This window comes from Halocynthiibacter sp., from assembly GCF_049608145.1.
Lineage (GTDB): Bacteria > Pseudomonadota > Alphaproteobacteria > Rhodobacterales > Rhodobacteraceae > Halocynthiibacter.
Genome location: NZ_JBMYXF010000002.1, coordinates 76,187 through 101,099, shown reverse-complemented (window position 1 = coordinate 101,099; position 24,913 = coordinate 76,187). Strand labels below are relative to the sequence as shown.

Here is a 24,913-nt window from a genome sequence, read left to right as displayed (position 1 = left end):
AATGTCATGAAAATTTCATGGCTTTTTTCACGAATGCTGGAAAAAGAGAGTCGGCGCAAGAGATTTTTTGCGCCGCGCTGCAGCGATACAGCCGTGTTTCTATGGCTTCATCTTGCCCAAAATACTCAAACCACCGCCCGCGCAAAGCAGGCGGACAGTATAGATGTCAACGCATCGGCATCTTCTTGGGTAAAGGCATTGGGCTGATTGCTATCCAGATCAAACACCCCCAGCAGCATCCCGTCCCCATTATAAACAGGTAAAACCAGCTCCGACCGGGTGGAACTTGCACAGGCGATATGGCCTGGGAAGGCTTCGACATCGGGCACAAGCTGCACCTCGCCGGTCTTCGCCGCCGCCCCGCAAACGCCACGTGTAAATGGAATGACAAGGCAGCCATGGCCACCCTGATAAGGGCCGATTTTCAGGGTGTCATTGCCGACATTCCGGTAAAATCCGGTCCAGTCAAAGCGGTCATCAGAATGATGCACCTCACAGGCCACGGTCGCCATCAGGGCCACCGCATCTGTTTCGCCTTCGGTCAGACTGGCGACAACCGCCGCCAGTTCTTTGTAATTCACATGTGTCATGGAAGCTCTATCGCAATCGCGGTCCCTTCGCCGCCACCGATACATATCGCAGCAACTCCGCGTTTCAACCCACGTTTTTCCAGAGCGTTGATCAGGGTCACGATAATACGCGTGCCGGATGCACCAATCGGATGACCAAGGGCACAGGCACCGCCGTTCACGTTGACCTTGTCGCGCGTGATGCCCATTTCATGCATGAACGCCATGGGAACAACGGCAAAGGCTTCGTTCACTTCCCAGAGATCCACGTCATCCACGGACCAGTCCAATTTTTTCAACAGCTTTTGCGCCGCAGGAACAGGCGCGGTTGAGAACCAGGCAGGGGCCTGCGCGTGGCTTGCGTGCCCCAGAACACGGGCACGGATTTTCAGGCCTGCATTTTGCGCGGCATCCTCGGATGCCATAACCAAAGCGGCGGCCCCATCCGAAATGGAAGACGCATTCGCAGGTGTGACAGTGCCGTCCTTTTTGAACGCAGGCTTCAGCTGTGGAATTTTCTCAGGGCGGGCTTTTGAAGGTTGCTCATCCGTGTTGATCTCCACGTCGCCTTTGCGGGTTTTCAGCGTCACAGGTACGATTTCCCCTTCGAACGCACCGGTTTTTTCAGCTTCCAGCGCATTCGACAGAGATTTCAACGCGTATTCATCTTGGGCTTCGCGGGTAAACTGGTATTTTTCGGCGCAATCTTCGGCAAATGTGCCCATCAGGCGGCCTTTGTCATAGGCATCTTCGAGACCGTCCAAGAACATCGAATCTTGCACATTCTGATGACCGATTCTGGCGCCGCCCCGCATTTTGGGCAACAGATATGGCGCGTTTGTCATGCTCTCCATGCCACCTGCGATCATAATATCCGCGCTGCCACCCATGATCTGATCAAAGGCAGACATGGCGGTTTTCATGCCGGATCCGCACATCTTGTTCAGCGTGCTGGCAGGGACTGCCTCGCCAAGGCCTGCCATAAATCCAGCCTGACGCGCGGGGGCTTGACCCTGACCTGCAGGCAGGACACACCCCATGAGAAGCTCTTCAATTTGTTCAGCTTTTGCACCGGCATCGTTCATGGCGCCGGCAATTGCAGCCCCTCCAAGAACCGCCGCTTGGCTGTCCGCGAAATCCCCCTGAAACCCACCCATTGGGGTGCGTGCAGCCCCTGCGATCACAACGTTCTTCTGGCTCATTGGTTTTTCTCCGGGTTGGTTTCAATTTGATGGGTTTTACATACCGGATGGTAACGAATGTCGTCTAGCCTGGACGTAACGACCCTTATGCGGAGCGGATTATGGAACTGCAGACCGAAACCAATGGCGACACACTGATTATCACAGCTTCCGGAAATCGGATTGATGCCGCCGGGGCTATTGATTTTAAAGATAAAATGCGAAAATTGACGGAATTTGGGCCAGATAAAATTGAACTGGACCTTGCCAGGGTGGAATTCATTGACAGTTCAGGCCTGGGCGCAGTTGTCGCATCGATGAAGCAATTGCCAAAAGGCAAAACGCTGAGTCTTCTGGATCTTACACCGACGGTGGCAAAGGTTTTCCGCCTGACACGAATGGATTCGGTTTTTGATATTCGCACCAGTAACGCAACAGGCGGGGACGCGCGGACAAATGCATCGTGATCGTCAAATCAGTGTTCCCGTCAGACGTGAGACTGAGACGGATCAAACCAGACATAATCATGCTGAATTGAGGCTGTTTTTCCAAAGCGAACCTTTGGCTGTGCGCCGGGCACTTGAAAGCATTCTCAATGGTCTAGGTCATCTGAACATGAGTCAGGATGACTGCGGAACCGTCGAACTGGTTCTGGCGGAAGTGATGAACAATATCGTTGAACACGCCTATGCGGGGGACCGGTCCGGTGTGATTGAACTGCATATTTCCGGTACCGACCGCGGCTTGTTCTGTACGGTAATTGATGATGGGCTACCTATGCCGGATGGCAATCCGCCTATGGGAAAAGAACATGACCTTAATTGCACCCGCGAAGAATTGCCGGAAGGGGGCTTTGGCTGGGCGCTTATACGCGAACTTGCTCAGGAACTGGGGTATGAACGGGATGGTGACAGAAATCGCCTGACTTTCCTGTTGAATGTCGATCGTGCAATTCTGACCAGTTAACCAGACCATCGGAAGAACACAGATCGCTTGGTTCTGACGTAAGATCTCTTGCTCTTTATGGACGCTTTGCGCATGTTTCTCTTAGGGAGAGATAATATGCGTGATTTTCAATTGCCTGGGCGATCTGCAGTTTATGCAACAAATGGAATGTGCGCCACATCCCATCCATTGGCGGCCAAGGTTGCCGTGCAAATGCTGGAAGCCGGCGGAAATGCGGTAGATGCCGCAATTGCTGCTGGGATCTTGTTGGGGATCTGCGAACCCCAAATGACGGGTATTGGGGGGGATTGTTTTATTTTGCTCCACCCTGGTGAAGGCCAGGATATCGTCGCATTAAATGGTTCGGGGCGCGCGCCGGCCGGCTTGAATGCGGCTGAGTTGCGTGAAAAGGGGATGCAGAATATCCCCATTCGCGGGGTCGAGGCCATTACGATACCGGGTGCGATTGACGCATTTTGTCAGTTGTCCAAAGATTGGGGGCGGTTGGGCATGAAAGCCTGCCTGTCGCCCGCAATACACTATGCCGAAACAGGTGTACCTGTCGCGCCGCGTACTGCGTTTGACTGGGCAACGTTAACAAATGATCTGAAGGGAACGGCGCGCTCCGATTTTCTGTTGAACGGTGCAGCCCCTGTGGCAGGGCAGATGTTCCGATCTCCAAAGCAAGCAAAAGCTTTACGTCGTATCGCAATGGATGGACGTGCTGCATTTTATGAAGGTGAACTTGCCGAAGACATGGTTGCGTCGTTGCAAGCGATGGGCGGAACGCACACATTGGATGATTTTGCAGCCACGCAATGCGATTATACCATCCCGGTTTCGGGGCAATATAAATCTGTCGAACTCGTTGAACATCCACCAAACGGTCAGGGTGCGACAGCTATATTAATGAACAATATTCTTGCGCATTTTGACATTGCTGCAATGGACCCATGGGGGGCAACGCGAACCCATATCGAAGCAGAGGCCTGTAAACTTGCATATGATGCCCGCAATCGTTTCATAGCGGATCCGGATTGTACGACTCGTCTCGAACACATGCTTTCGCCAGAAACGGCCCAGAAACTGGCGGCGTTGATTGACCCCAGCAAAGTCATCCAAAAGACCATGGTGGTTTCGGAACAAGTTCATAAAGACACGGTGTATCTGACTGTTGTGGACAAAGATCTGATGTCAGTTTCGCTGATCTACTCAATTTTCCACGGTTTTGGCGCTGGTGTAAGTTCTGATGAATTTGGGATAATTTTCCAGAACCGGGGTGCAGGATTTACCCTTGAAAAAGGACATCCGAATGAAGCCGCAGGCGGCAAACGACCGATGCACACGATTATTCCGGGTATGCTGAAAAAGGCGAATAAGGTCATTATGCCATTTGGTGTTATGGGGGGGGCGTATCAACCGAATGGGCATTCACGGTTTGTCTCGAATATGGAAGATTTTGATCTTGATCCTCAGGCCGCACTGGATGCGCCACGCAGTTTTGCAGACGAAGGCATTCTGAAGGTCGAGAGAGGATATTCCGATAAAACGCGCGCTGAATTGATGGATCTTGGTCACAAAGTGGTGGTGCCTGACGGGCCGCTTGGCGGCGGTCAGGCCATTCGGATCAATCACGAAACCGGCGTGTTGGAAGGTGCATCGGATGCGCGCAAAGATGGGTGTGCAATAGGATATTAAGGGATGAACATGACTGTAACGCCTATTCAGAAATTGCTTGAAACGGCCCGGGCTGAAATCACAACGCTATCGATCGAAGATGCTATGCGCGAGGTCGATTCAGGGTCGGCTTTGCTTGTAGATATCCGGGATATTCGCGAATTACAGCGTGAGGGGCGCATCAATAACGCCTTTCACGCGCCCAGGGGGATGTTGGAATTCTGGGTTGCTCCGGACAGCCCATATCACAAGGCCGAGCTTTCAGATGGTCGAAGGTTAATCCTGTTCTGTGCCTCGGCCTGGCGTTCGGCCTTAAGTACGAAAACGCTGCAGGATATGGGGCTGGATAATGTCGCGGAATTGGAAGGCGGCTTTAAGGCTTGGGTCGCTGCGGGAAATGCTGTCGTGAAACCTGACTAATTTAAGGCAAAATCAACGGTATAAATACCATTTTCGAGCTCACCGAAAATATCTGCTAAATCGGGGTGGCCAATAGGTTGCCCCGATGTATCCTGAATAAGATTTTGTTCGGAAACGTAAGCAATATAATAGCTTTCATCATTCTCAGCGAGAAGATGGTAATATGGCTGATCTTTAGCGGGGCGGCTGTCTGCGGGTATGGCTTCATACCATGCGTCAGTGTTCGAAAATTTCGGATCGATATCAAAAACCACACCACGGAAAGGATGGGTACGATGATGCACCACCTGGCCCAGTTGAAATTTTGCATGCGCTTTTAACATAATCATACTCCCGAGCGCAGAAACTTATAACTCACTATGCCATAAGTCTACGATCTCTGTTGGGTTTTGGGCGGAATTTCGCGAAAAAAGCAGTGGTTTATCCGGAAAACCCGGCCTGGGCAGAGAAAACGGATATCCGTCATTTTCGCCAGGACAAAAATGGGTTATGCTGGGCCAAACAATAATAAATGAGCAGTAACCAATGAAAAAAAGCCTTCGCGCCCTGATCTTGCTTGGTTTTGTTGCCGCCTGTGGCAGTAGTAATAACTCGGCTCCTCGAAATCTTGATAATGCGTGCAGTATCCTTGATCAGCGCCCATCATTTGAACGTGCCATGAAACGTACGGAAAGACGTTGGGGCGTTCCGGTGCATGTGCAGATGGCGACTATCTATCAAGAAAGTAAGTTTATTGCGAACGCGCGCACACCTTTGCGATATGCGCTGGGCGTGATCCCTATGGGACGCCAGAGTTCCGCATATGGATACAGTCAGGCGTTGGATGCGACCTGGGATGAATACCGCCGGGAAACCAACAGCCGAGGTGCCAAGCGAAACGATATCGATGATGCGACTGATTTTATTGGTTGGTATATGACAGCAACCCGGGATCAGTTGAATATCCCTCTGTCTGACGCCCGCAATCAGTATCTGGCATATCACGAAGGCCGTGGAGGCTATTCCCGCGGCAGTTATCGGGCGAAATCCTGGCTTGTTCAGGTTGCTGCCCGGGTGCAGAGCCGCGCCAATACATATCGGCGCCAGCTCAGAGGTTGTTTATAAAATCAGTGGTGCAGGCGCCGGCTTAATCGCCGTTACGCCTGTTCACCTCATGTGGTATGGAAAACAACAGGGATGACAGGTTTCGCTGAGGCGACAGATCATCCAGATTGACGACAGTGCGATTGTTGCTTTGATCTGTAATAATCCACTGACGCAATTTTATCGGATTGTCAGAGAAGACCAGCTGAATATTTCCGTATTCGGCATGTTCAGGATCACGCGCAGTGACAATCGTATTGCCGCCGTCTTCACGATGGCCTGTCACCATATTCGCATTGTTCAAATTTACCCGGCGGGCAAGAATAACCGACAAAGGCGTGCGGCGCAGCGGGTATTGTTCAGGGCCTGTGTTGGATTTTCCATCAAAAATCGCAACCTGACCACCACCAGCCATCACCAGTGTTTCTTCTGGCGAGTTATATTCAAAACGGGCCCGGCCTGGGCGTCGTATATAAAATGTACCGTTTGACCGGGATCCGTCACTGTTGATCTGCGTAAACTCGGCTTTGGCTGTCCGCAAATCGTTCAGATAACCCGACAGGTCGTTCAGGGAAATAATATCTGCCGCAGCGGGAAAAGCCATCGCCAGCAGCAGGGTGGGGGCAAGGAGGAAACTCTTTTTCATAGTTTAAGTATAAGTATTGAACGCCTCGTATACATCCCTTTGCTTTATATATCGGCAAGGTGTTGCTGACGCGGGCAATCTGAAACGGCGGATGAGAGAGTATTTACCTGACATGCCCGATCTGCGAAGAAAAGCGGGAACAATAAAAGAGATAAGCAGATGGCAAACCTGATTTTCGATACCCTTATGCGCCCTTGGCGGAAATCTGAGAATGTGTTTTTGTATTTGCAGGATGGCGAAACCATCCGCTATTCCACATTTTTCGGGCGGGTTGCACGATACGCAAATCTTGTAACTGAACTGGGTCTTGAACCCGGTGATAGGCTGGCCGCGCAGGTTGGGAAATCCCCGGAAACGCTTGCTCTGTATTTGGGGTGCATTCAGGCGGGCGTGGTGTTTTTACCGTTGAACACCGCCTACACTCCGGCTGAAGTATCCTATTTTGTAGAAGACAGCGGCGCACGTGTCTTGGTATGTGATACGACCTGCCAAAAAGGACTAATGCCAATCGCTCAGGCGTGTAATGCGCAGTTGATGACGTTGAACGAAGATGGATCTGGTTCCCTGCCTGCCCAAGCATCGTTACAGCGCGCCGATGCACCTGTTGTTGCTCGGAACGATGATGATCTGGCGGCGTTGCTATACACGTCAGGTACAACCGGGCGGTCTAAAGGCGCAATGCTGAGCCATCGAAACCTGACATCAAATGCAAGGGTTTTGAAAGAACTCTGGCAGTTTGAGGATCGGGATGTGTTGATGCATGCCCTGCCGATCTATCATACCCATGGGCTGTTTGTTGCAACATTTGTGACGTTGGCTGCCGGTGGATCTATGGTCTTTCTGCCCAAATTTAATCTGGATGCGATGTGTTCATTCCTGCCACAGGCAACGTCGATGATGGGCGTGCCGACCTTTTACACGCGCCTGTTGGATGATCCACGTTTTACGGCAGATCTTACGAAAAACATGCGCTTGTTTATCTCCGGTTCCGCCCCATTACTGGCAGAAACACATCGCCAGTTTGAAGATCGCACCGGGCATCGCATTCTGGAACGCTACGGAATGACTGAAACAAACATGAGCACGTCAAACCCATATGATGGTGAAAGGCGTGCGGGCACTGTGGGCTTTCCTTTGCCTGGCGTCGAAACACGGATCACTGCGCCCGAAACAGGGGAGCTGTTGCCAGACGGTGAAATCGGTGTGCTGGAAGTGCGCGGCGACAATGTTTTTAACGGGTATTGGAATATGCCTGAAAAAACCCGTGAAGAGCTACGTGAAAACGGTTTTTTCATCACGGGTGATCTCGTTCAGAAAGATGAAGACGGTTACATTCAGATTGTTGGGCGCGGTAAAGATTTGATCATTTCCGGTGGCTTCAACATCTATCCGAAAGAAGTGGAACAGGTTTTGGATGATCAGCCCGGCGTTTTAGAAACTGCCGTGGTTGGCGTGCCGCACCCTGATTTTGGTGAAACGGTTGTCGCCGTTATCGCCCGCACTTCAGATGATGTGGTCGATCTAGAACAGTTGAAAGAGGCCGTAACGGCAAAACTGGCCAAATTTAAACACCCGCGAAAATATGTGGTTATCGATGCCTTGCCGCGCAATACGATGGGGAAAGTGCAAAAGAATGCGCTACGGGATGAATATAAAAACCTGTTTATGCAGTGACATTACCGGACAATAAATTCGGCATGCAATGCACCTGCTGCTTTGATGCTTTTTAGGATGTCGATCATATCCCTGGGTGAAACGCCCAGGGCGTTTAGCCCTGCGATGACTTCGGATAAAGATGTCCCTTCATTCAATTCGGCAAGCCCTGTTCCTTCCTCCTCTTCGATCCCGGCGGTGGTCTGGGGCACCACAACGACTTCTCCTGGCGAAAAAGGGTTGGGCTGAACAACCAAAGGATTTTCTTGGATGCGTAACGTTAGATTGCCTTGCGCGACAGCGACGCGGGAAATGCGAACATCTTCCCCCATGACAATCGTGCCGGATCGCTGATCAACGATCACCCGTGCCCGCCTTTCCGGCGTGACAAGAATATTTTCAATCCGTCCCAACGCATGTGCAGGGGATGCCATGCGGGTAGATGCGATATCAATCTGGACTGTGCCCGCATCCAGCATCACTGAAACGGCCCGCCCAAATTCTTGGTTGATAGCAGTTTCGATACGGGTGGCCGTCGTGAAATCCGGGGATCGCAGAGCAAGACGTATTGTGGACAAAGACGCCAGTTGAAAGTCGATTTCACGTTCAACCCGCGCCCCCGACGGAATGGATCCGGCGGTTGGAACACCCTGGGTTACACTACCGCCATCGCCTTCCGCGCTGAAACCACCTGCAATAATCGTGCCCTGCGCCACGGCGTATATTTCCCCGTCGGCGGCGTTCAGCGGGGTCATAACAAGTGTACCCCCCAGCAGGCTTTTCGCATCCCCAATGGCGGAAACCGTAATATCAATCTGACTGCCCGCACGTGCAAAAGGCGGCAGGGTTGCGGTGACAAAAACAGCAGCAACATTTTTGGGGCGAAACTGTTCACCAGTTACGTTCACGCCCAAGCGTTCAAGAATATTGGACATGATTTCTTCGGTGAATGGTGCATTTCGTATGCCATCTCCGGTGCCATTTAATCCAACGACAAGCCCATAGCCCACCAGATCATTTTCCCGGACACCATCAAATTCCACCAGATCTTTCAGGCGGATAGGGGTTGCCTGCGCGGTGCTTAGGCAGAGCAGGGCAAAAATAAAAGTCTGAAGAAAAAACCTAAACATTAGATGTAATCCGCAAGTGACAGGCGCGATAGCCGGGATGTTAGGGTATACAGGGTTTCCAGTTGTGTTTGTGCCGCCTGAAGCTCTGTTGCTGTGCTGTACGGATCGACTTCCAGAAGACCGGCGCGCGAAATTTCCAACACGTTGGTTTCAGTATTATTGCGCACCGACGCCTGTTCGATTTGGGCCTCGGAAACGCCAATCCCGGTGCGAATATTCAAAACGGCATTTTCTGCTGAAAGCAGGGTTTGTCCGGAATATGAAATAAGCGCAGCTTGTTCTGTCAGATTGCTGGACAGGGCCCCCTGGTGAACCAAAGATGCCGTGGCAAGGCCTTTCAGGCTTTCGCGAATTGCGTTGTGATCGGCCCGGACGGCAAGGTCAGTTGTTTCGTTTGGCCCGATGTCCAAAGGCGCAACGTCGTTAACCGCACCGTCATAGGCAACCGTGTCGAATCCGCCGCCTGGGGCAAACCACGTGTCGACAACAGACTGGATGCCAGCGGCTGTGGTTTCGGCTGCGATCGCGACATTTAGCGCATCAAGGATGATGTCTGGGTCCGCCATGGCGATCCTATCGGTTGCAGTTCCTGAAAACAGACTGCGCCCCGCGACCTGGGTGTTTAAGGCCGACAACACGGCTTCGAACTTTTGATGTGCGTCTGCCGCTGCTGGGGTAATCATATGGATGTGACCGGAATCACTTGCCATGATTAAATCCGGTGCCGCATCTGATACATAGCTCTGCACCGTTTCTAGGGCGTTCTGCATGGTTGTTGCCAGCAAAGCGGCTTCGGAATTGGCCGTTTTATACGCATTTAGCGCTGTCAGCGACCTGTCGATGCTGGCGACTGGTGAAAAATCGCCCCTTAGGCGTCCGGCGACATCCTGAACTTGACCGCTGGTAAGTTCCAGTGACAACTGGTTCATCTTTGTTTTAAGGCTTGAGTTATAGCGGTTCATCAGAAAACTTTGTGACAGATCCCCGACCGATAAAAAGTTAGGCATTTATAATCCAATCAGCATTTGAATCAGTTCATCAGCCGTCTGAAGAACCCGGGCGTTGGCGGCATAGGCCTGTTCTACCAAAAGCAGTTCCTGCATTTCTCGGTCGGTATCGACACCGGCCTGTAGTTCCATGTTCTTAAAGGTTTCGAACTGAACGTTGGCATAAGTAACATCCGCTTCTGCAGCTTGGCGGGAGGTCCCAAATTCTGACAGTAAATCGGACACAAGCGTCGTCATTCCCCGAGCTCCGGAAGAAAATGATCCGGAAGCCATGACTTCTGGTGCCTGAAGTGCAGAGGCCAAGCGTTGCAGTTGCGAGGCGTTGCCAACATTTCCGGGAACGATCGCACCAAGGCCATCACGTAATCGTCTGATTTCACCGCCGTTCTGAGGATCGGCCAGTGGGTTGATCTGTAATCGTGCGGATAAGCCGAGTTCATCTGCAGCAGAAAAAGCTGTTCCGGAATCTGTAAAAATTCCTGCATCCCCTGGACTCAACGTTGGGTCTGTTGATGGCGACTGAAAACGTTCGACCAGATTTCGTGCAACAGCATCCAGTTGTGATTGTGCTTCGATCGCCAATTCATCCCGGACTTCGAAATTTGCAATGAGGGACCCGCCACGCAATAGACTGTGTCCGGAACTTGTATCCGCAGGGATGCCATTCACAGTTAACCCAGACAACAGACCAGTGGTTGTCATGTCCGGAGTGATGGTACTGGTTTCTTGGAAGCCAAATTCGGTGGCTTTTCCATCCAAAAGAACAGTGCCAGCTGTCGTAAACAGTGCCACCGTGCCATTATCACGGGGAACTTGGCGAATGGGCACAATCGATGATAATCCATCGATAAGCCTTTGCCGCTGATCCTGAAGCGCCGCCGCATCAAGACCGCGTGCCTGCGTTGCTGCAATCGAGATGTTGATGTCTCGAATATTTTGGAGCCCTTCATTAAGCTGTTTTACATCACGCGCAATCCCGTGATCCGCTTCTTCACGTAATGTCTGAACCTGATCAGAAGCTGATTTCAGATGCTGTGTGATACCTTGGGCTTCGTTCAGCACGTCGTTCAGTCGGGGTTCGGAATCTGGCCGACTTGCAGCGGAAATCAATGCGGCTTCCAAATCAGCGATACGTCCAGAAAGTGAACCCGCTTCTTCAGGGGATCCGATCGCATTTTCCACACTGGCGAAAAAAGAGGATCGTTTAGTGCTTTCACCCAGACTTGCGTCTGCAAGACGCCTGTCCTGAATGACGCCATTGTCAATCAGCCGGGTAACTCCGTCGATGCGAACACCGGCACCGCCACCTGCGACCGTCGCGGCAGAAACATCCAGCTGCCGAACGCCGTATCCTTCGGTGTTTGCATTGGCGATGTTGGACGAAACGATCTCGGCCCGCCGGGATGTGGCGTTTAGGCCGGATAGGGCATTGGCGATTGAACCGGTGATGCTCATGGGGAATCCTGGTTACCTTTCTGGTCCGGGATCTGTGGTTTATCGTTTGATGTTGGTTGTCTCCTGCAACATCTCATCCACAGTTTGGATTACTTTTGCGTTGGAAGAATATGCGCGCTGGGTCTGGATCAGGGCGGTCAGTTCGCCCGCGACATCGGTGGTTGAACCTTCCCGAGCATATCCAGAAACTGCGCCAGTGGGGCCATCACCCGCGTCCCACAGGAAAAAAGAGCCACTGTTTGGGGAAACCTGGTAAGCCTGATTGTTCATTGCGATCAGATTGTTCGGACTAGGTACATCAACCAGCGGAACCTGATAAAGACGTCGGATAAAGCCGGTGTCATACGTTGCATTGATAAAACCATTTTCGTCAATTTCCACAGATGTCAGGTTCCCCACTGGGGAGCCGTCTTTGGTAATCGACGTTGGCGCAAAGCTATCAGACAGTTGGGTCAGACCATTTGTATCCCCCAGTTGACCGATCGTGACAGTCAATGGACCGCCGTCAACGGTCAGGGCCAGTGCACCGGTTGCGGGGTTATATGCACCGCCGGAATTCACGGTAACTGAAGACAGGGTGCCGCCGTTTGCCTGGCTGTCATCAAATGAGATGGTGTAATTCCCGATGCTTGCCCCTGCTTGCGCGGAATCGGTGATTTCCATGGTCCAAGTGTTGGAAAAGCCCGTTGTGGGCGGTGTTGGAATGGTCGGGGTGAAGGTAATGTCCAGGGTTTCAGACGTCCCCAAATTGCCGAAATATTCGACCGATAAAGGGAGCGCAGTTCCGGGCATTCCAACCTCGGTCTCAGTTGCAGGAAGATTTACCCCGAGATTCATCTGGGTTGTTGGATCCCCCGCCGTCTGATTCGAGTTGATTCTTACCGGCTCCAACCCGGCGGAAGTGTCTCGCGGGAATGTGTCTATTGATCCGTCAGCATTTGCGGGAACCCCCAAAAGAACCAAACCGGATTTTGTGCGTAGAATGCCATCGGCATCAGTGTGAAATGATCCGGTGGTTGTCATCATCAGGGGCTGATCGCCGGAAGTGGCACCCACGGATGTGGTGGTTGTCACAGGCAACATTCCCCGTCCGGCAATGGCGATGTCCATGGCATTGGATGTTGAAACAATCGGGCCTCGCTCTTCAACCAACCGGGTGGTGCTTGCGCGCACGCCGCCCGCGGAATATGTGCCGGATGAAGAACTTTGTGTAATTACAAAGGAATCAAAATCCGCCATGGCACGCTTGTACCCAAAGGTGTTGGAGTTCGCGATATTGTCTGAAATCGTCGCAAGTTTCGTGGCATTGGCGAATAACCCGGCCACGCCTGCGTTGAGAGATGAAGATATAGTCATGGTGCGCCTTTCTGCTGCATCAATCCCTGTGTTTGATCCATCTATAATGACCGCAGCTTAACAAGCGGCTAACAGCGACAAAAATGAGTGATTTATCTGTGTACTATTGCTGGTTCGACCGCAAAAGAATGAGTTCCAGTCGGTTATTTCGCGGTGACATAGGATCAAGGGCGATTAGTTTTCTGTCGGCGAAACCCGAAACTCTCTGGGTGCGTTCCGGCGCGAAACCCGTATCTTCCATCAATTCACGCATAGAAGATGCGCGTGCAGATGACAGTTCCCAGACGGGGCTGTTCGCCAGCACCACCGGATGCGCTCGGATATGGCCGTTGATTGCGAGGTTGTTTTCAACCAATGCAAAGACACGTTGCATTATCGCAGCAATTTCAATGAGAACATCAGTTGGCACAGCGCTGTTCCCCTGAAACAGAGGTTCACCTGGCGTGTCAAAAATTTCGACGATTAGTCCTTCGTCAGTTACCTTGGTCAATACGTGTTTCAAGGGGTTATCCATGGCAAGGCTTTCACCGCCATTGCCGGAAAGTTCCTCCAGAAGACGTTGAATTTCTTCTTCCTCAACGGCACCTTCTTCAACCGCAGCGCCCTGGGCATCACCAACAGTGGCACCGGCAGCGGCGTCTTCGGATGACGGCGCCGCGATGGATCCACCGGTGCCATTTTGCGCCAGTGTTTCTTCTGTGAAAACGGAATCGCCACCACCTATTCCATCCCCCCCACCTGAGACGCGGTGAACAGGTATTGTAGGACTGAAATAATCTGCGATACCTTTGCGTTGTTTTTCAGTGGTCGCATTTAAAAGCCACATCAGCATGAAAAACGCCATCATCGCCGTAACAAAGTCAGCATAGGCAACCTTCCAGGCCCCCCCATGGTGGCCGTCTCCGCCCCCCTTTTTGACTTTTTTGATAATTACGGGGGCCAACCCATCCGTACTCATCTTACCACCTCACTTTTACCCAAGATAAGGTGTAGCAGCTTCGGATGAAGTGGTGATTAACAGTTAAAATTGAGGGTAAAGTTCGACGGTGTTTACCGAATTGTTGACTGGAGTAAGGTCAGAGCGGTCTGTCCTGAAGAGGCCTGGGCACTGAAATTTTGCGCTTCGCTGCGGATCAGGAAGTTTCGGATCAACTTTTCCCGAAGCTCAGGGTCAGCGAACTGTTCAATGGTATCGGTTCCGAAATCCCGGGAGGCACGGTCCCGAAAAATGTCCAGCTGTTTGTCCAGATCAAGTGCCGCGAAACTAGAGGGCATGCCAAAAGCCGTATCAAATACTTGCCGCATTGGGGCGCTTCCCATCATGGAATACCATTTGGCGGTGTCTGAAATACTGCGCGAAGCTAATTGTTCAAGATCGCGTTCAATGCCAAGAGCCAGCCGCATGCTGCTGTCCTGATCTCCCACTGCGATTTCAAATTTGTTGTCCATGAAGGAAGATGTAATTTCTGTGGGGAAATCGGATAGTTGTGTGCGTGGGATATCAAAATCACCAAAGCCAAACGCTTGTGCGAAATCAAGATAACGTTTGTCAGCAAGCCTGTTGGCGAGGCTGGAAGTATCCAATGTGTCGCTTTCCAGAATTTGCTGAATGAAAGCTTTGCTGTTGATGTCCTCTTCCAGACCAAACGCACCAAGGGCCACCTCAAGCAGCTGGCGGTCATTCACCAGTTGCTCGGCTGTTTGTATCGAGGCGATATTTTCAGTGAAATTCTTCACCTGCCGCGTTATCTGAGATCCCTGTTCAAAGCTTGCCTGTTGCTGTTCCAGGGTTCGGGACAGGAAGGTCCAGCCGGGATATCCGGAAAAGGGAAGGACAGGTTGGAAGGTCATTGAAATTTCGCGGCATGATTGGCCAGCAACCGGTCTTCCCGGGGCAGCAATGTGCGCAAGGATTTTAACCCCTGATAAAACTGATCTGATACGATCGCGTCCGTCGCATGGGTGAGCTGCCGGCGACTGTCATCGTCGGTGAATACCTGACTAAGCTGTTCAATCCCACGGATTAACTGCAGTTTTGCTTCGTCTTTTTCTGCGTCACCTGACAGGATCAACTGTAGAATATAGCAGACACGTTTCACAGGAGTCTTAGCGTCCTCGGGGTGAATAGCATCCCGAAGGCGCAGAATATTTGCATTGGGTGTGATGATTGACAGCTTTGATCTGCGATCCCCATTTTCTATCACAGCGCCATTGATCAGTACGCGTTCGCGCGGGGCAAGTTTAAGGACAAGGCCACTCATTTCTGACCATCCTGGGCCCGCAGGCCGCGCATAATTGCGGTGTTTATATCAATAAGAGCTGTCAGGCTGGCATCACCACGCAATACTTTGCTGCTGTGCTGCGTTGTAAACTCGGCCAGGCTGAAAATCCGGGCGCGCAGATCCACGGGCAGTGCATTGTCATCGGCGACCACAGCAGAAGCCAGTCGTGACCAGAGCTGCCGGTTGTCGTGAATAGCGTGTGCGATTTCGGGGATGTTCTGTGGATCGCGTGCGGCCGCGAACATTAACTTGCGTGTGACGTCCGCGAAAGCTTCGTATTCATTCGCACTTGGGGTGCGGATTGTGGAAGCATTTGAGCCGGAGTAAGCCGTTTTGGCCATGTGATATGCGTTCACGTCATTTCCTTCCAATGACAGCAACATTCAATGCACGGATTTTTCCGTGACTACAGATGAAGGGGCCCGGGGAGGGGCCCCTTCGTGTTCATGCCGATTAACGGAACAGGGACAGAATGGACTGTGGCGCCTGGTTGGCAATCGACAGGGATTGCACGCCAAGCTGTTGTTGAACCTGAAGGGCCTGCAGTCTGGTAGATGCCTCTTCCATATTGGCATCTACCATGGTCCCGATCCCGGATTTCAGGGAGTCGGTCAGTTTACTAATGAAACTGGATTGAGTTTCAATCCGGCCCTGAGCAGAACCAAGTGCCGCCGCCGAGTCAATGGATGTGTTGATCAACGTTTCGATATTTGCCAAAGCTGCATTCGCGGATTCATTTGATCTGACATCAATATTGTCTAGGCCAAATAAGCCGCCAGAAGCCGTTCCCCCATCACCGGCAGCCGTGGCGAGGGTTTTATCCGTGCCGCTGTTGTCAATTTTGAGGCTTGCCTGGCCCGTAGTGGAATCGATGGACACCTGGGTGGAAATCCCATCAATATTCGCACTGTCGATAGCTGTTTTCAGGCCGCGTGCAACATCCGAAAAGTTTTCGCCTTTACCAGCGGTATAGAAATAGGCAGTGCCGCCGACCGAAGCCTGATAGCTGTTTCCTTCCTGAGGCGCAGCTGCTGTGCTGAAAAAGACCTCTTCGGCGCGTTGGTCAATTGTGCTGGCTTCAGTTGTGGTTACACCCGTTGCGACCCCGTTCTCTGTGTGAACGTAACTGTTCCCTGTACCGGTTCCGACAATGCCTGCGTCGTCGACTGCGATATCAACGCTTTCGAATGAACGTGTCGACACCATCGTGATTTGGGCTGTACCAGTTGCGGTAAAGGTTAGGCCATCCAGGTCTAGGGCCTGAAGACCCGACAGCAATCCGTCGCGGATGTCTGCTGCGGTTGTATCATCCACTGAGGAGGCAAAGCTAACTGTTTGTCCGGCCACAGTGATAGAAGACGCATCGCCGTCATCCCAGTCGCCGGCAAGTTCCACAATTGAGGTGCTTCCGGTTGCCGAAAGGGTTGCGCCACCATAGGTTCCGCCAGCCGCTGCATCCAGAATCTGACCTGACAGATCTGTACCACCAGATCCTACACCATTGGTCCCGGCAGATGTGCTGAGATCTTGACGGTTCACTGTGATGTTGCTGGCGTTCACAACGCCGTTGCCCTGTCGATCAAGAGACGACAGGATGTTCACATCTTCTGTTCCCTTCAACAGGTTCAGCCCGTTGAACTGAGCCGCTTCAACAATAGATGTGACCTGGCCGGTCAGCGCTTCAATATCGGTTTGGATTTTTTCGCGGTCGACGTTTTGTTCCTGCGCGGCGACGACTTTACCTTTGATCTGGGTCAGAAGATCGGTCACGGTTTCGGTCGCGGATCGGGCCACGGTGATTGTACTTTCGCCAAGGGCGAGACTGTCGGAAATTGCGTTAAACCCTGCCACGTCTGACTCCATCGTTTTAGAAATCGCCCAGATTGCGGCGTTATCTTTCGCGGATTCGATGGACTTACCGGTAGAGATTTCCGATTGTGTTTTATTCAGGTTGTCGTTGATAGAATTCAGTGTCTGCAGCGCGACCATGGCGCTGGTATTTGTGAGAATACTTGACATAATGCTGTTCCTTACTCCAATCGGCGCTTTTGCACCGAGCTATATAACCCGCCCCAAGTGACGGCATTGATGTCATTTTGACCGAACCTGTGCGCCAACACAGATCGCCCCTTCTGAGGTAGGGATAAATTGGGCATGAAGTGCTAAGACATTCCTAAGCTGTGTGATCTAGGCGCGGGAACTTACGGAAAGTTTTATCAAAATCATTTGGATATCCCGTCGGATGTGCAAAATATGTCTTTAAAACAAGACAGACCCGGGTTTTACGCCGGGCCTGTTGATCTTCGGTTTTATGTTGGAAACCCTCCTAGAACGCCAATCCAATGGAAACACCGTCCTGAATGACCGCCGGATCATAGGCCTTGCGCGCAAAAACTTCGCGCACCATGGGTTCAAAATATTCCAGCGGCTTCATCGGATAATCCGGGTCAAAGGCGCTTTGGTCCCAGCGTTCACAGAATGTGGCGCAGGTCTGAAAACAAGGGTGGTCTTTGAATTCATCCCGTGCGTTTTCATCCCAGTTATAATGTCTGGCATAATAGAGCATCTGGAAAATCCCGTGATGTTCGATGCACCAGGAGACTTCCCAGCGGACAAAAGGGCGGATCACTTCGGCGGAAAACCGGTCGTGGTTCTGAGGTGCAAGACCATCCCCGATATCATGCAAAAGCGCGGCGACAACCCAGTCGATATCAACGCCATCTGCTTCGGCACGGGTGGCGGATTGTAACCCATGCTGAAGACGGGTGATTGGATAGCCTTCAAGCGAAACTTCACCCTGGCGACGCATTTCATCCATCACGCGATTCGCAGTTAAAGCATGATAGGGTTTCTCAAGTTCCGCCAGTTTCAGATATTCTTCTTTTGTGCCGTCTTTCATCTGGGTGAATGAGACTTTGTAGTCCTGATCCGCTTGCGTCATGCGCTGGCTTCCTTTCCTGCATAAAGTGATACGTCGTGCTGGGCACCTGCTGTCAGAGTGGCCTGTTGATCTGTCAGGATCTTGTCATAAAGCGACAGATCTGCCGGGGTGAACAGGCCGCGGGGGCCCGCAATGTTAACCCATCCCCGGGCCGCATCTGCGCCGCGTACCAACATGGCGTAATCGCGCCCTGGCAGTCCATCCCGGACTTCAGGCGTGACATAACGAATTGCAAGGCCGATACGCCGATCATCAGACCGATTGGGGCCAGATGCATGGAAACACCGCCCATGATGCAAAGACATCTCACCCGGTTTTAAAGGGCCGGCAACCGCGTTGTTTTCATCAATCCCCGCAATTTGCTGACCGCGCGACAAAAGGTTGTTCTCATCCTGGGTGTCTTCATGGCTGACAATGCCGTTTTTATGGCTTCCCGGAATGAAACGCATACACCCGGCTTGTTCGGTGACGTCACTTAAGGCGACCCAAGCGGTGACTTCGTCGTTGGTTTCCCCCATGCCCCAATATGTGATGTCCTGATGCCAGGATACGGTTTTTTCAGTGTTTGCTTCTTTGATGAACAACTCAACCGACCACACCAACAGATTTTCCCCAAGGATGGTTTCAACCGCGTCCAGGATAGCGGGGGTGCGGGCCAGTTCCGCCAGCAGGGGAATGACAACGTGACCATTGACGCGGAAATATTGGTTCAGCGATTGGCCATTGGCCCCGGCGTGATGCTGGGCTTCCAGCGTTTCGATCTTGTCGCGCAGATGCGCCACCTCATCTGCGCAAAACACAGGAACATTGCAGACATATCCGTGGTTTTCATAGTGGGTTTGCTGTTCCGGGGAAAGATTTTCAGGCATGAAGCGGGTCCTTGTATATGCGACCCTGATATCTGGGACCGATTGCTGTCCGTTTTCCAGAAATAGTTCTTGCGGCTGAGGATAAGCTAAGCTTAGCCTTCACCATGTCTGATACCCGGATCCCCTCTCTCAACTGGTTGCGCGTTTTTGAAGCGGCTGCGCGTAATGAAAGCTTTGCCCGCGCGGCAGAACGCCTGAACATGAGCGCCCCTGCCGTCAGCCAGCAAATCCGTGCCCTAGAAGACCATCTGGGGCGCAAATTGTTTGAACGGGGCGCACGCGATGTCCGGCTGACGCCTGCCGGGGCCGCCTTTTTGCCGGTGGTACAGCATTCCCTGGCCTCTGTTGAAACAACCGCTGCTGCACTGTTTGGGGGACAAAGTCAGGCGAGGATAACGCTCCAGGCGGTCACTTTACTTGCGATGAGCTGGCTGCCCGCACATCTTGTAGCATTTGAGGCCGAAAATCCCGGTATTCGTGTGAATGTTATTACAGGGGAAAGCCTTGCGGATTTCAGAACCATTCTGCCGGGTCGCGAACCTGATCTGCAAATCGGTTTTGGATCCGTGACAGATTTTGCCGATACGGCGGAACCATTTCTGAACGAAACACTGCATGTGGTCGCGCGCCCCGAACTGATCGCACAGGTGAAAACGGCGGCAGATCTGACGAAATTCAGCCTATTTGAGGTGGAAGCACATCGTTCTGGTTGGCATCAACTACTGACATTATTCCCAGATGTGGATCTTCGGCTGATGGATTTCAGAATGGTGGATTCAACGCCTTTTGCTCTGTCACTTGCAGCACAGGGTCTTGGGTTTGCGCTGGCCCGTGCGCCCGCCAGTGATCAGATGGTCGCTGCGTTGGGGTTGGAATATTGCCAGATCTTTCCGCAGATATCTGGTGTGCAAAGGTACTTCTTTTTATCTCCGGGAGGCGGGGCCTTGCCGCGGCACGCCGCAAAGCTAAAGACCTATCTGACATCTGCAATTGTCTGATATTACAGATGTATTCAGTCCCCCAGAAATGAAAAGCCCCGCGATAACATCACGGGGCTTTATCATGGGGCTTTGAAATTTATGCCGCTGGTTTACGACGACGCGGGCGACGTGGTTTGCCACCTGTGCCACCTGGTTTGCCGCCGCCAGGTTTCTGACCCTGGGACCGACCACCGCCGCCACCGCCACCATTGCGGCCACCGCCACCGCCGCCGTGGCGACGTGGTTTATGCTTGCCCAGGCCACCGCGGGGTTCTGGCTTTTCTTCCTGTGGGCGTGCGCCGCCGATCACAGGGATCTCGATCTTCATCAGCTTTTCAATCGCGCGCAGATAGCCGATTTCAGTGCCGGCACAAAAGGCAATCGCATCGCCATCACGGCCCGCACGTGCGGTCCGACCAATGCGGTGCACATAGTTGTCGGCAACTTCTGGCAGCTCATAGTTATAAACGTGGCTCACGCCGGGAATATCGATCCCGCGCGCCGCAACATCGGTTGCGACCAGAATGCGGATCTCGCCTGATTTGAAATCACGGATCGCTTTGTCGCGCTGGTTCTGGGATTTATTGCCGTGGATAGACGCGGCTTTGAAACCATCTGCCTCAAGGCTTTTCTTCAGTTTCTCAGCACCGTGTTTCGTACGGGCGAATACCAGTGAAATCCCATCTGGGTCTTTGCGCAGATATTCTTTCAGCAGCTCGGTTTTGTTTTCCTTGGCACAGTAATGCAGGGTCTGGCGAACTTTATCCGCAGCCTTGCCAGGAGGGGCAACTTGAACGCGTTTTGGGTTGGTCAAATAGGCCTTGGAAATTTCTTCCATTGTTTTCGGCATGGTGGCAGAGAACAGCAAAGTCTGACGTGGTGTGCCCAGCATTGGCGCAATTTTACGCAGGGAATGGATGAACCCCATATCCAGCATTTGGTCGGCTTCGTCCAAAACAAGATAAGTCGCGCTATCAAGGAACAAGGCGCGGCGATCCATCAGGTCGATCAGACGGCCAGGTGTCGCAACAAGGATATGCGTACCTTTGTCGAGCTTCTTGATCTGGTTGTTGATGGACACACCACCCACAACAGTCACAACGCGAATGGGCGTGCCCTGGGTGTATGTGGTGATGTTCTCAGCGATCTGGTTCACAAGTTCGCGGGTTGGCGCAAGGATCAGCGCTTTGATCTGCTTGGGGCCCGGTTTGCCGTGTTCGCGCATCAGGCGGTTGATCAAAGGCAGACCAAAAGCAGCGGTTTTCCCGGTGCCGGTTTGCGCCAGACCAATCATGTCATGACCTTCTAGGATCAGCGGGATGGCTTTTTGCTGAATTGGGGTCGGTGATTTATAGCCAGCGGCGGAAATTGCAGCCATCAGCTTTGGGGTGAAATCCATATCCGCAAACTGCGGACCTTTTGGTGTGTTATCTTCGGTCAAAGCATGACCCTTTCATATGTCGGGCCAGAGCAGCCCAAAAGAAACAGGCATCCCCAAAACGGAAATGCCAGCGCTATGTGTCATACACAAAGCGCGCGGATTGCGGATGCAGCGGCGCGATATGCGCTCTGCCAGACCCCCGCGTGATTTGGGAACTGTCGTGGAATTCTGTGCCTGCTTCTGCCAGTTGACCGGCGGCTGCTCACGCGGCAGCGGGCAGGGACATGGGGCATATGGGGGCTGCGTGGCCTTTTGTCAATCCTCAGACCGTAGCATGTGACCGTGCGCGGGTCCTGGTTGGTGTTAAGATGTTTCTGGGCATTCTTCCCCTGATCGCGATCTTCCGGGCAACATTTGCCGGGAACCATAGTCGGATGATGGGGCCTGCAAAGGTCTTGAGAAATCGATTGATTTGAACCCTGCGCCCGAACCGGTGCAGGTTCCGTATATATCCGCATCGGGCGGCCGCCTCTTTTATCTGAATACTGATCTGATCAGGTTACAGACGATACAAATCAGGCAGAACAGGTTGAAACATCAAATCACACCGCCGGGAAAACTCCGCGCGGTGGTTTTGCTGTGGGTTTTGTCGTGGTCGATTATGGTCGTGGTTGATTATGCCCGGCGGCTGCGCAGCACAGTATATAGACCGCTGGCCACAATCAGGGCACTGCCGGCAATTGTCCAAGCATCGGGGTTTTCACCGAACACCAGCATCCCGATGATCATCGCAAAGATCAACCGTGTGTAGCGGAACGGGGACACGACGGACACTTCCCCCATGCGCATAGCGCTGGTCAGGGCGGAATAAGCGATGACACCGATCACGGACGCGACAACGACATAGATCAGCGTCAACAGATCCGGCATCACAAATCCACCTGTATACGGCGCGGCGATACAGCCCGCGATCACCAGCACGGTGAAACCACTGACCCCCAGTTGCGCGTTGGTCATCGTGGCGGGGCTGGCCCGTGTCGCCAGATCGCGTCCGGCAAAGCCAATGGTGCCCAAAAGGGCAAACAGGGATGTCAGCTGAAGCCCTTCCGGCCCAGGGCGCAATATCAGAAGAACACCAAGAAAACCGACCAACATTGCGATCCAACGCCTTGCGCCCACGACCTCAGAGAAAATCACAATCGCACCTAGGGACACAAACAACGGGGTTGCCTGTAAAATCGCCGAGGCTGTGGAAAGTGATGCCAAAGCGATCGCCAGCGTGAAAAACAACCGTCCACTGATCTCAAAACCAGCGCGCCATAACATCGGTTTAGATCGCCATTGCGGATGGATCAAAGCTTCGCCGTTCATGCGCCCCATCGCGGCAAAAATCACCCCGCCGAACAACCCAAACAGAATCAACGCCTCACCCACAGGGATCATCGTGGTGGCTTTTTTCAGGAACATGTCTTCAATGGCAAAGCACGCCATTGCCAGCACCATAAACAAGCTGCCTTTTGTGTTGTTCATTGCAATGCCCCAGTTTCATAAGGTGTTTGTTCACTTTTCGCCGACCTTAATGTGTTCAATGGGCGCAGCAAGCGAATAAAACCGCCTCTTCCATGCGCGCGGGGTTTGCGCTATGACGCTTCTCGCCCGCTAGGGGTAAACAAAGAGGAGTCCCGTGATGGGGTATAAAATTGCTATCGTAGGCGCCACAGGCAATGTGGGTCACGAAATGCTGAACATTCTGGCTGAACGCCAGTTTCCTGTAGATGAGATCGTGGCACTTGCAAGCCGCCGGTCCCTCGGATCCGAGGTCAGCTTTGGCGATACCACACTCACGACCAAGGACCTTGATACCTTCGATTTCGCGGGCTGGGACATGGCCCTGTTTGCGGTTGGTTCCGAAGCCACCAAAATCTACGCACCCAAAGCCGCTGCGGCCGGGTGTCTTGTGATCGATAACTCATCTTTGTATCGCTATGATCCAAAGATCCCTCTGATCGTACCTGAGGTAAACCCAGAAGCGATTGCCGATTACAAAAACAAAATGATCATCGCAAACCCCAACTGTTCCACAGCGCAGATGGTTGTGGCGTTGAAACCTTTGCATGATCGCGCCCGCATCAAACGCGTTGTGGTCAGCACCTATCAATCCGTGTCCGGCGGCGGCAAAGAAGCCATTGATGAGCTTTGGGATCAGACCAAATCCATCTACAACCCGACCGACAACAAACCACCAAAGAAATTCACCAAACAGATCGCTTTCAACGTGATTCCACACATCGACGTCTTCATGGAGGATGGGTCGACCAAGGAAGAATGGAAGATGGTTGTCGAGACGAAGAAAATCGTCGATCCAAACATCAAAGTCACCGCGACCTGTGTGCGCGTGCCTGTGTTTGTTGGCCACTCTGAAGCCGTGAACATCGAATTTGAAGATTTCTTGGACGAAGACGAAGCCCGCGACATCCTGCGCGAAGCACCTGGCGTGATGGTCATCGATAAACGCGAAGATGGTGGTTATGTGTCCCCGATCGAATGTGTTGGCGATTTCGCAACTTTCATCAGCCGCATTCGCCAGGACAGCACCGTTGAAAACGGCCTAAACCTGTGGTGCGTATCCGACAACCTGCGCAAAGGCGCGGCGCTGAACGCTGTGCAAATCGCGGAACTTTATGGTCGCGAGATCCTGAAAAAAGGCTGAACCGCTTTTTCGCATGAATTGAAAAGGCCGGGTATCTCCCGGCCTTTGTCATGTCTGGCTGGCGGTGTGCATATCACGCGGGGTAGCCGTATTCTCCCATCAGGAAACAGATGCTTTTGTTGATCCTTTGTAAATCCTTGGTCGCAGCCATCACATTTTTCCGTGCAGTTGCCTGTTCCGGAATGCTGTGTTCCTCCCGATGAGCAAAGCTCTTGATTGCGTCTGGTTTAATCTCGGCTGACGGATCAAAGCTGTACAGACAATGGCTCAGTTGATTGCGCTTTTTCCGAATGCCCTGCAGGCGTTTGACGACGGTCAGAATGTCTTCCCGTTCTGCCGGAGGGATCACTTTTTGCTCTGACAACTGCCTGACCAGTTCCAGGCGATTGCTTGCACCTGATTGGTTTTGAAAGAAAATCGCAGCCGTTCTCAGGTCGGTTTTGGATAGTCCGGCGATGAGATGAATTAACAATCCCTCCGCCCGGGTCCATTCATGATTTAGTTTGCCGACCAGTTGGATAAAGCCATCGTTGCTTGTTGATTTTGCGGGCGCCATAGAAATGTACTGCCTTCTAAACATACCGTTAGTGTCATTGTCTGCAACGATCCCTGAAGGTTCCCGTTACTG

The 24,913-nt window shown here is 52.4% G+C and carries 26 protein-coding genes; 8 read left to right on the top strand and 18 right to left on the bottom strand.

Annotation, left to right across the window (positions count from 1 at the left end; translation table 11 throughout):
* Positions 1 to 125 precede the first annotated feature (125 nt).
* Both ACPGUT_RS01600 and ACPGUT_RS01595 read right to left on the bottom strand, forming a co-directional pair.
* Positions 126 to 590 carry a GAF domain-containing protein gene (locus ACPGUT_RS01600; protein WP_423988492.1) on the bottom strand — a complete coding sequence of 155 codons (465 nt, stop codon included), beginning with the start codon at positions 588 to 590 and terminating at the stop codon, positions 126 to 128.
* Entirely contained in the window at positions 587 to 1,771 is a 1,185-nt protein-coding gene (locus tag ACPGUT_RS01595; RefSeq protein ID WP_423988491.1) for an acetyl-CoA C-acyltransferase, read from the bottom strand. The genes ACPGUT_RS01600 and ACPGUT_RS01595 overlap by 4 nt, the downstream gene beginning before the upstream one ends.
* Before the next feature lie 101 nt (positions 1,772 to 1,872).
* Between ACPGUT_RS01595 and ACPGUT_RS01590 the strand changes: the two genes are divergently transcribed.
* The 4 genes from ACPGUT_RS01590 to ACPGUT_RS01575 all read left to right on the top strand — a co-directional run bounded on the left by ACPGUT_RS01590 (position 1,873) and on the right by ACPGUT_RS01575 (position 4,792).
* On the top strand, positions 1,873 to 2,217 hold the full coding sequence (locus ACPGUT_RS01590) for an STAS domain-containing protein (protein ID WP_423988490.1): 345 nt from the start codon (positions 1,873 to 1,875) through the stop codon (positions 2,215 to 2,217).
* Entirely contained in the window at positions 2,207 to 2,716 is a 510-nt protein-coding gene (locus tag ACPGUT_RS01585) for an ATP-binding protein (RefSeq protein WP_423988489.1), read from the top strand. Before ACPGUT_RS01590 ends, ACPGUT_RS01585 begins: the two co-directional genes overlap by 11 nt.
* Before the next feature lie 96 nt (positions 2,717 to 2,812).
* Positions 2,813 to 4,393, top strand: coding sequence for a gamma-glutamyltransferase family protein (locus ACPGUT_RS01580; protein WP_423988488.1), 1,581 nt, complete (start codon positions 2,813 to 2,815; stop codon positions 4,391 to 4,393).
* Between the two features lie 9 nt (positions 4,394 to 4,402).
* The gene (locus ACPGUT_RS01575) at positions 4,403 to 4,792 is read left to right on the top strand and encodes a rhodanese-like domain-containing protein (RefSeq protein WP_423988487.1); all 390 of its coding nucleotides are present in this window, start codon (positions 4,403 to 4,405) and stop codon (positions 4,790 to 4,792) included.
* On the opposite strand, the gene hspQ is transcribed toward ACPGUT_RS01575, so the two are convergent.
* Positions 4,789 to 5,115 (bottom strand): heat shock protein HspQ, encoded by a 327-nt coding sequence (hspQ, locus tag ACPGUT_RS01570; protein ID WP_423988486.1) that lies wholly within the window; start codon positions 5,113 to 5,115, stop codon positions 4,789 to 4,791. The genes ACPGUT_RS01575 and hspQ overlap by 4 nt on opposite strands.
* 202 nt (positions 5,116 to 5,317) lie before the next feature.
* Here hspQ and ACPGUT_RS01565 point away from each other — a divergent pair, with 202 nt between their 5' ends.
* Entirely contained in the window at positions 5,318 to 5,896 is a 579-nt protein-coding gene (locus ACPGUT_RS01565; RefSeq protein ID WP_423988485.1) for a lytic transglycosylase, read from the top strand.
* A gap of 22 nt (positions 5,897 to 5,918) precedes the next feature.
* On the opposite strand, the gene ACPGUT_RS01560 is transcribed toward ACPGUT_RS01565, so the two are convergent.
* Positions 5,919 to 6,521 carry a LolA family protein gene (locus ACPGUT_RS01560; protein ID WP_423988484.1) on the bottom strand — a complete coding sequence of 201 codons (603 nt, stop codon included), beginning with the start codon at positions 6,519 to 6,521 and terminating at the stop codon, positions 5,919 to 5,921.
* A 159-nt stretch (positions 6,522 to 6,680) separates the two neighbouring features.
* Between ACPGUT_RS01560 and ACPGUT_RS01555 the strand changes: the two genes are divergently transcribed.
* A complete protein-coding gene (locus ACPGUT_RS01555; protein WP_423988483.1) occupies positions 6,681 to 8,195 on the top strand; it encodes a malonate--CoA ligase in 1,515 nt (504 codons plus the stop codon).
* A 2-nt stretch (positions 8,196 to 8,197) separates the two neighbouring features.
* Here ACPGUT_RS01555 and ACPGUT_RS01550 read toward each other — a convergent pair whose 3' ends face one another.
* The 11 genes from ACPGUT_RS01550 to ACPGUT_RS01500 form a co-directional block, all read right to left on the bottom strand.
* The gene (locus ACPGUT_RS01550) at positions 8,198 to 9,304 is read right to left on the bottom strand and encodes a flagellar basal body P-ring protein FlgI (RefSeq protein ID WP_423988482.1); all 1,107 of its coding nucleotides are present in this window, start codon (positions 9,302 to 9,304) and stop codon (positions 8,198 to 8,200) included.
* Positions 9,304 to 10,311, bottom strand: coding sequence for a flagellin (locus ACPGUT_RS01545; RefSeq protein ID WP_423988481.1), 1,008 nt, complete (start codon positions 10,309 to 10,311; stop codon positions 9,304 to 9,306). Before ACPGUT_RS01545 ends, ACPGUT_RS01550 begins: the two co-directional genes overlap by 1 nt.
* On the bottom strand, positions 10,312 to 11,766 hold the full coding sequence (gene flgK, locus ACPGUT_RS01540; protein WP_423988480.1) for a flagellar hook-associated protein FlgK: 1,455 nt from the start codon (positions 11,764 to 11,766) through the stop codon (positions 10,312 to 10,314). It abuts the gene before it with no gap.
* A gap of 39 nt (positions 11,767 to 11,805) precedes the next feature.
* Complete coding sequence (locus ACPGUT_RS01535) at positions 11,806 to 13,122, bottom strand: flagellar hook protein FlgE (RefSeq protein WP_423988479.1); 1,317 nt, start codon at positions 13,120 to 13,122, stop codon at positions 11,806 to 11,808.
* 103 nt (positions 13,123 to 13,225) lie between these two features.
* The gene (locus tag ACPGUT_RS01530) at positions 13,226 to 14,080 is read right to left on the bottom strand and encodes a flagellar motor protein MotB (protein ID WP_423988478.1); all 855 of its coding nucleotides are present in this window, start codon (positions 14,078 to 14,080) and stop codon (positions 13,226 to 13,228) included.
* A gap of 92 nt (positions 14,081 to 14,172) precedes the next feature.
* Entirely contained in the window at positions 14,173 to 14,973 is an 801-nt protein-coding gene (locus ACPGUT_RS01525) for a DUF1217 domain-containing protein (protein WP_423988477.1), read from the bottom strand.
* Positions 14,970 to 15,383, bottom strand: a complete 414-nt coding sequence (gene flbT, locus ACPGUT_RS01520) for a flagellar biosynthesis repressor FlbT (RefSeq protein WP_423988476.1) — start codon at positions 15,381 to 15,383, stop codon at positions 14,970 to 14,972. Before flbT ends, ACPGUT_RS01525 begins: the two co-directional genes overlap by 4 nt.
* Complete coding sequence (flaF, locus tag ACPGUT_RS01515) at positions 15,380 to 15,760, bottom strand: flagellar biosynthesis regulator FlaF (protein ID WP_423988475.1); 381 nt, start codon at positions 15,758 to 15,760, stop codon at positions 15,380 to 15,382. The genes flbT and flaF overlap by 4 nt, the downstream gene beginning before the upstream one ends.
* 97 nt (positions 15,761 to 15,857) lie before the next feature.
* Positions 15,858 to 17,423: a flagellin gene (locus ACPGUT_RS01510; protein WP_423988474.1), complete on the bottom strand. Its 1,566-nt coding sequence runs from the start codon at positions 17,421 to 17,423 to the stop codon at positions 15,858 to 15,860.
* A gap of 307 nt (positions 17,424 to 17,730) precedes the next feature.
* Positions 17,731 to 18,345, bottom strand: a complete 615-nt coding sequence (locus tag ACPGUT_RS01505; RefSeq protein ID WP_423988473.1) for an HD domain-containing protein — start codon at positions 18,343 to 18,345, stop codon at positions 17,731 to 17,733.
* Positions 18,342 to 19,214, bottom strand: a complete 873-nt coding sequence (locus ACPGUT_RS01500) for a phytanoyl-CoA dioxygenase family protein (protein WP_423988472.1) — start codon at positions 19,212 to 19,214, stop codon at positions 18,342 to 18,344. Before ACPGUT_RS01500 ends, ACPGUT_RS01505 begins: the two co-directional genes overlap by 4 nt.
* 104 nt (positions 19,215 to 19,318) lie before the next feature.
* Between ACPGUT_RS01500 and ACPGUT_RS01495 the strand changes: the two genes are divergently transcribed.
* Positions 19,319 to 20,212 carry a LysR family transcriptional regulator gene (locus tag ACPGUT_RS01495; protein WP_423988471.1) on the top strand — a complete coding sequence of 298 codons (894 nt, stop codon included), beginning with the start codon at positions 19,319 to 19,321 and terminating at the stop codon, positions 20,210 to 20,212.
* A gap of 79 nt (positions 20,213 to 20,291) precedes the next feature.
* On the opposite strand, the gene ACPGUT_RS01490 is transcribed toward ACPGUT_RS01495, so the two are convergent.
* Both ACPGUT_RS01490 and ACPGUT_RS01485 read right to left on the bottom strand, forming a co-directional pair.
* Entirely contained in the window at positions 20,292 to 21,593 is a 1,302-nt protein-coding gene (locus ACPGUT_RS01490; protein ID WP_423988536.1) for a DEAD/DEAH box helicase, read from the bottom strand.
* A 657-nt stretch (positions 21,594 to 22,250) separates the two neighbouring features.
* On the bottom strand, positions 22,251 to 23,105 hold the full coding sequence (locus ACPGUT_RS01485) for a DMT family transporter (RefSeq protein WP_423988470.1): 855 nt from the start codon (positions 23,103 to 23,105) through the stop codon (positions 22,251 to 22,253).
* Positions 23,106 to 23,262: 157 nt separating this feature from the next.
* On the opposite strand from ACPGUT_RS01485, the gene ACPGUT_RS01480 reads away from it, so the two are divergent.
* A complete protein-coding gene (locus tag ACPGUT_RS01480) occupies positions 23,263 to 24,285 on the top strand; it encodes an aspartate-semialdehyde dehydrogenase (RefSeq protein ID WP_423988469.1) in 1,023 nt (340 codons plus the stop codon).
* Between the two features lie 73 nt (positions 24,286 to 24,358).
* Here ACPGUT_RS01480 and ACPGUT_RS01475 read toward each other — a convergent pair whose 3' ends face one another.
* The gene (locus ACPGUT_RS01475) at positions 24,359 to 24,841 is read right to left on the bottom strand and encodes a hypothetical protein (RefSeq protein ID WP_423988468.1); all 483 of its coding nucleotides are present in this window, start codon (positions 24,839 to 24,841) and stop codon (positions 24,359 to 24,361) included.
* Between the last annotated feature and the right edge of the window lie 72 nt (positions 24,842 to 24,913).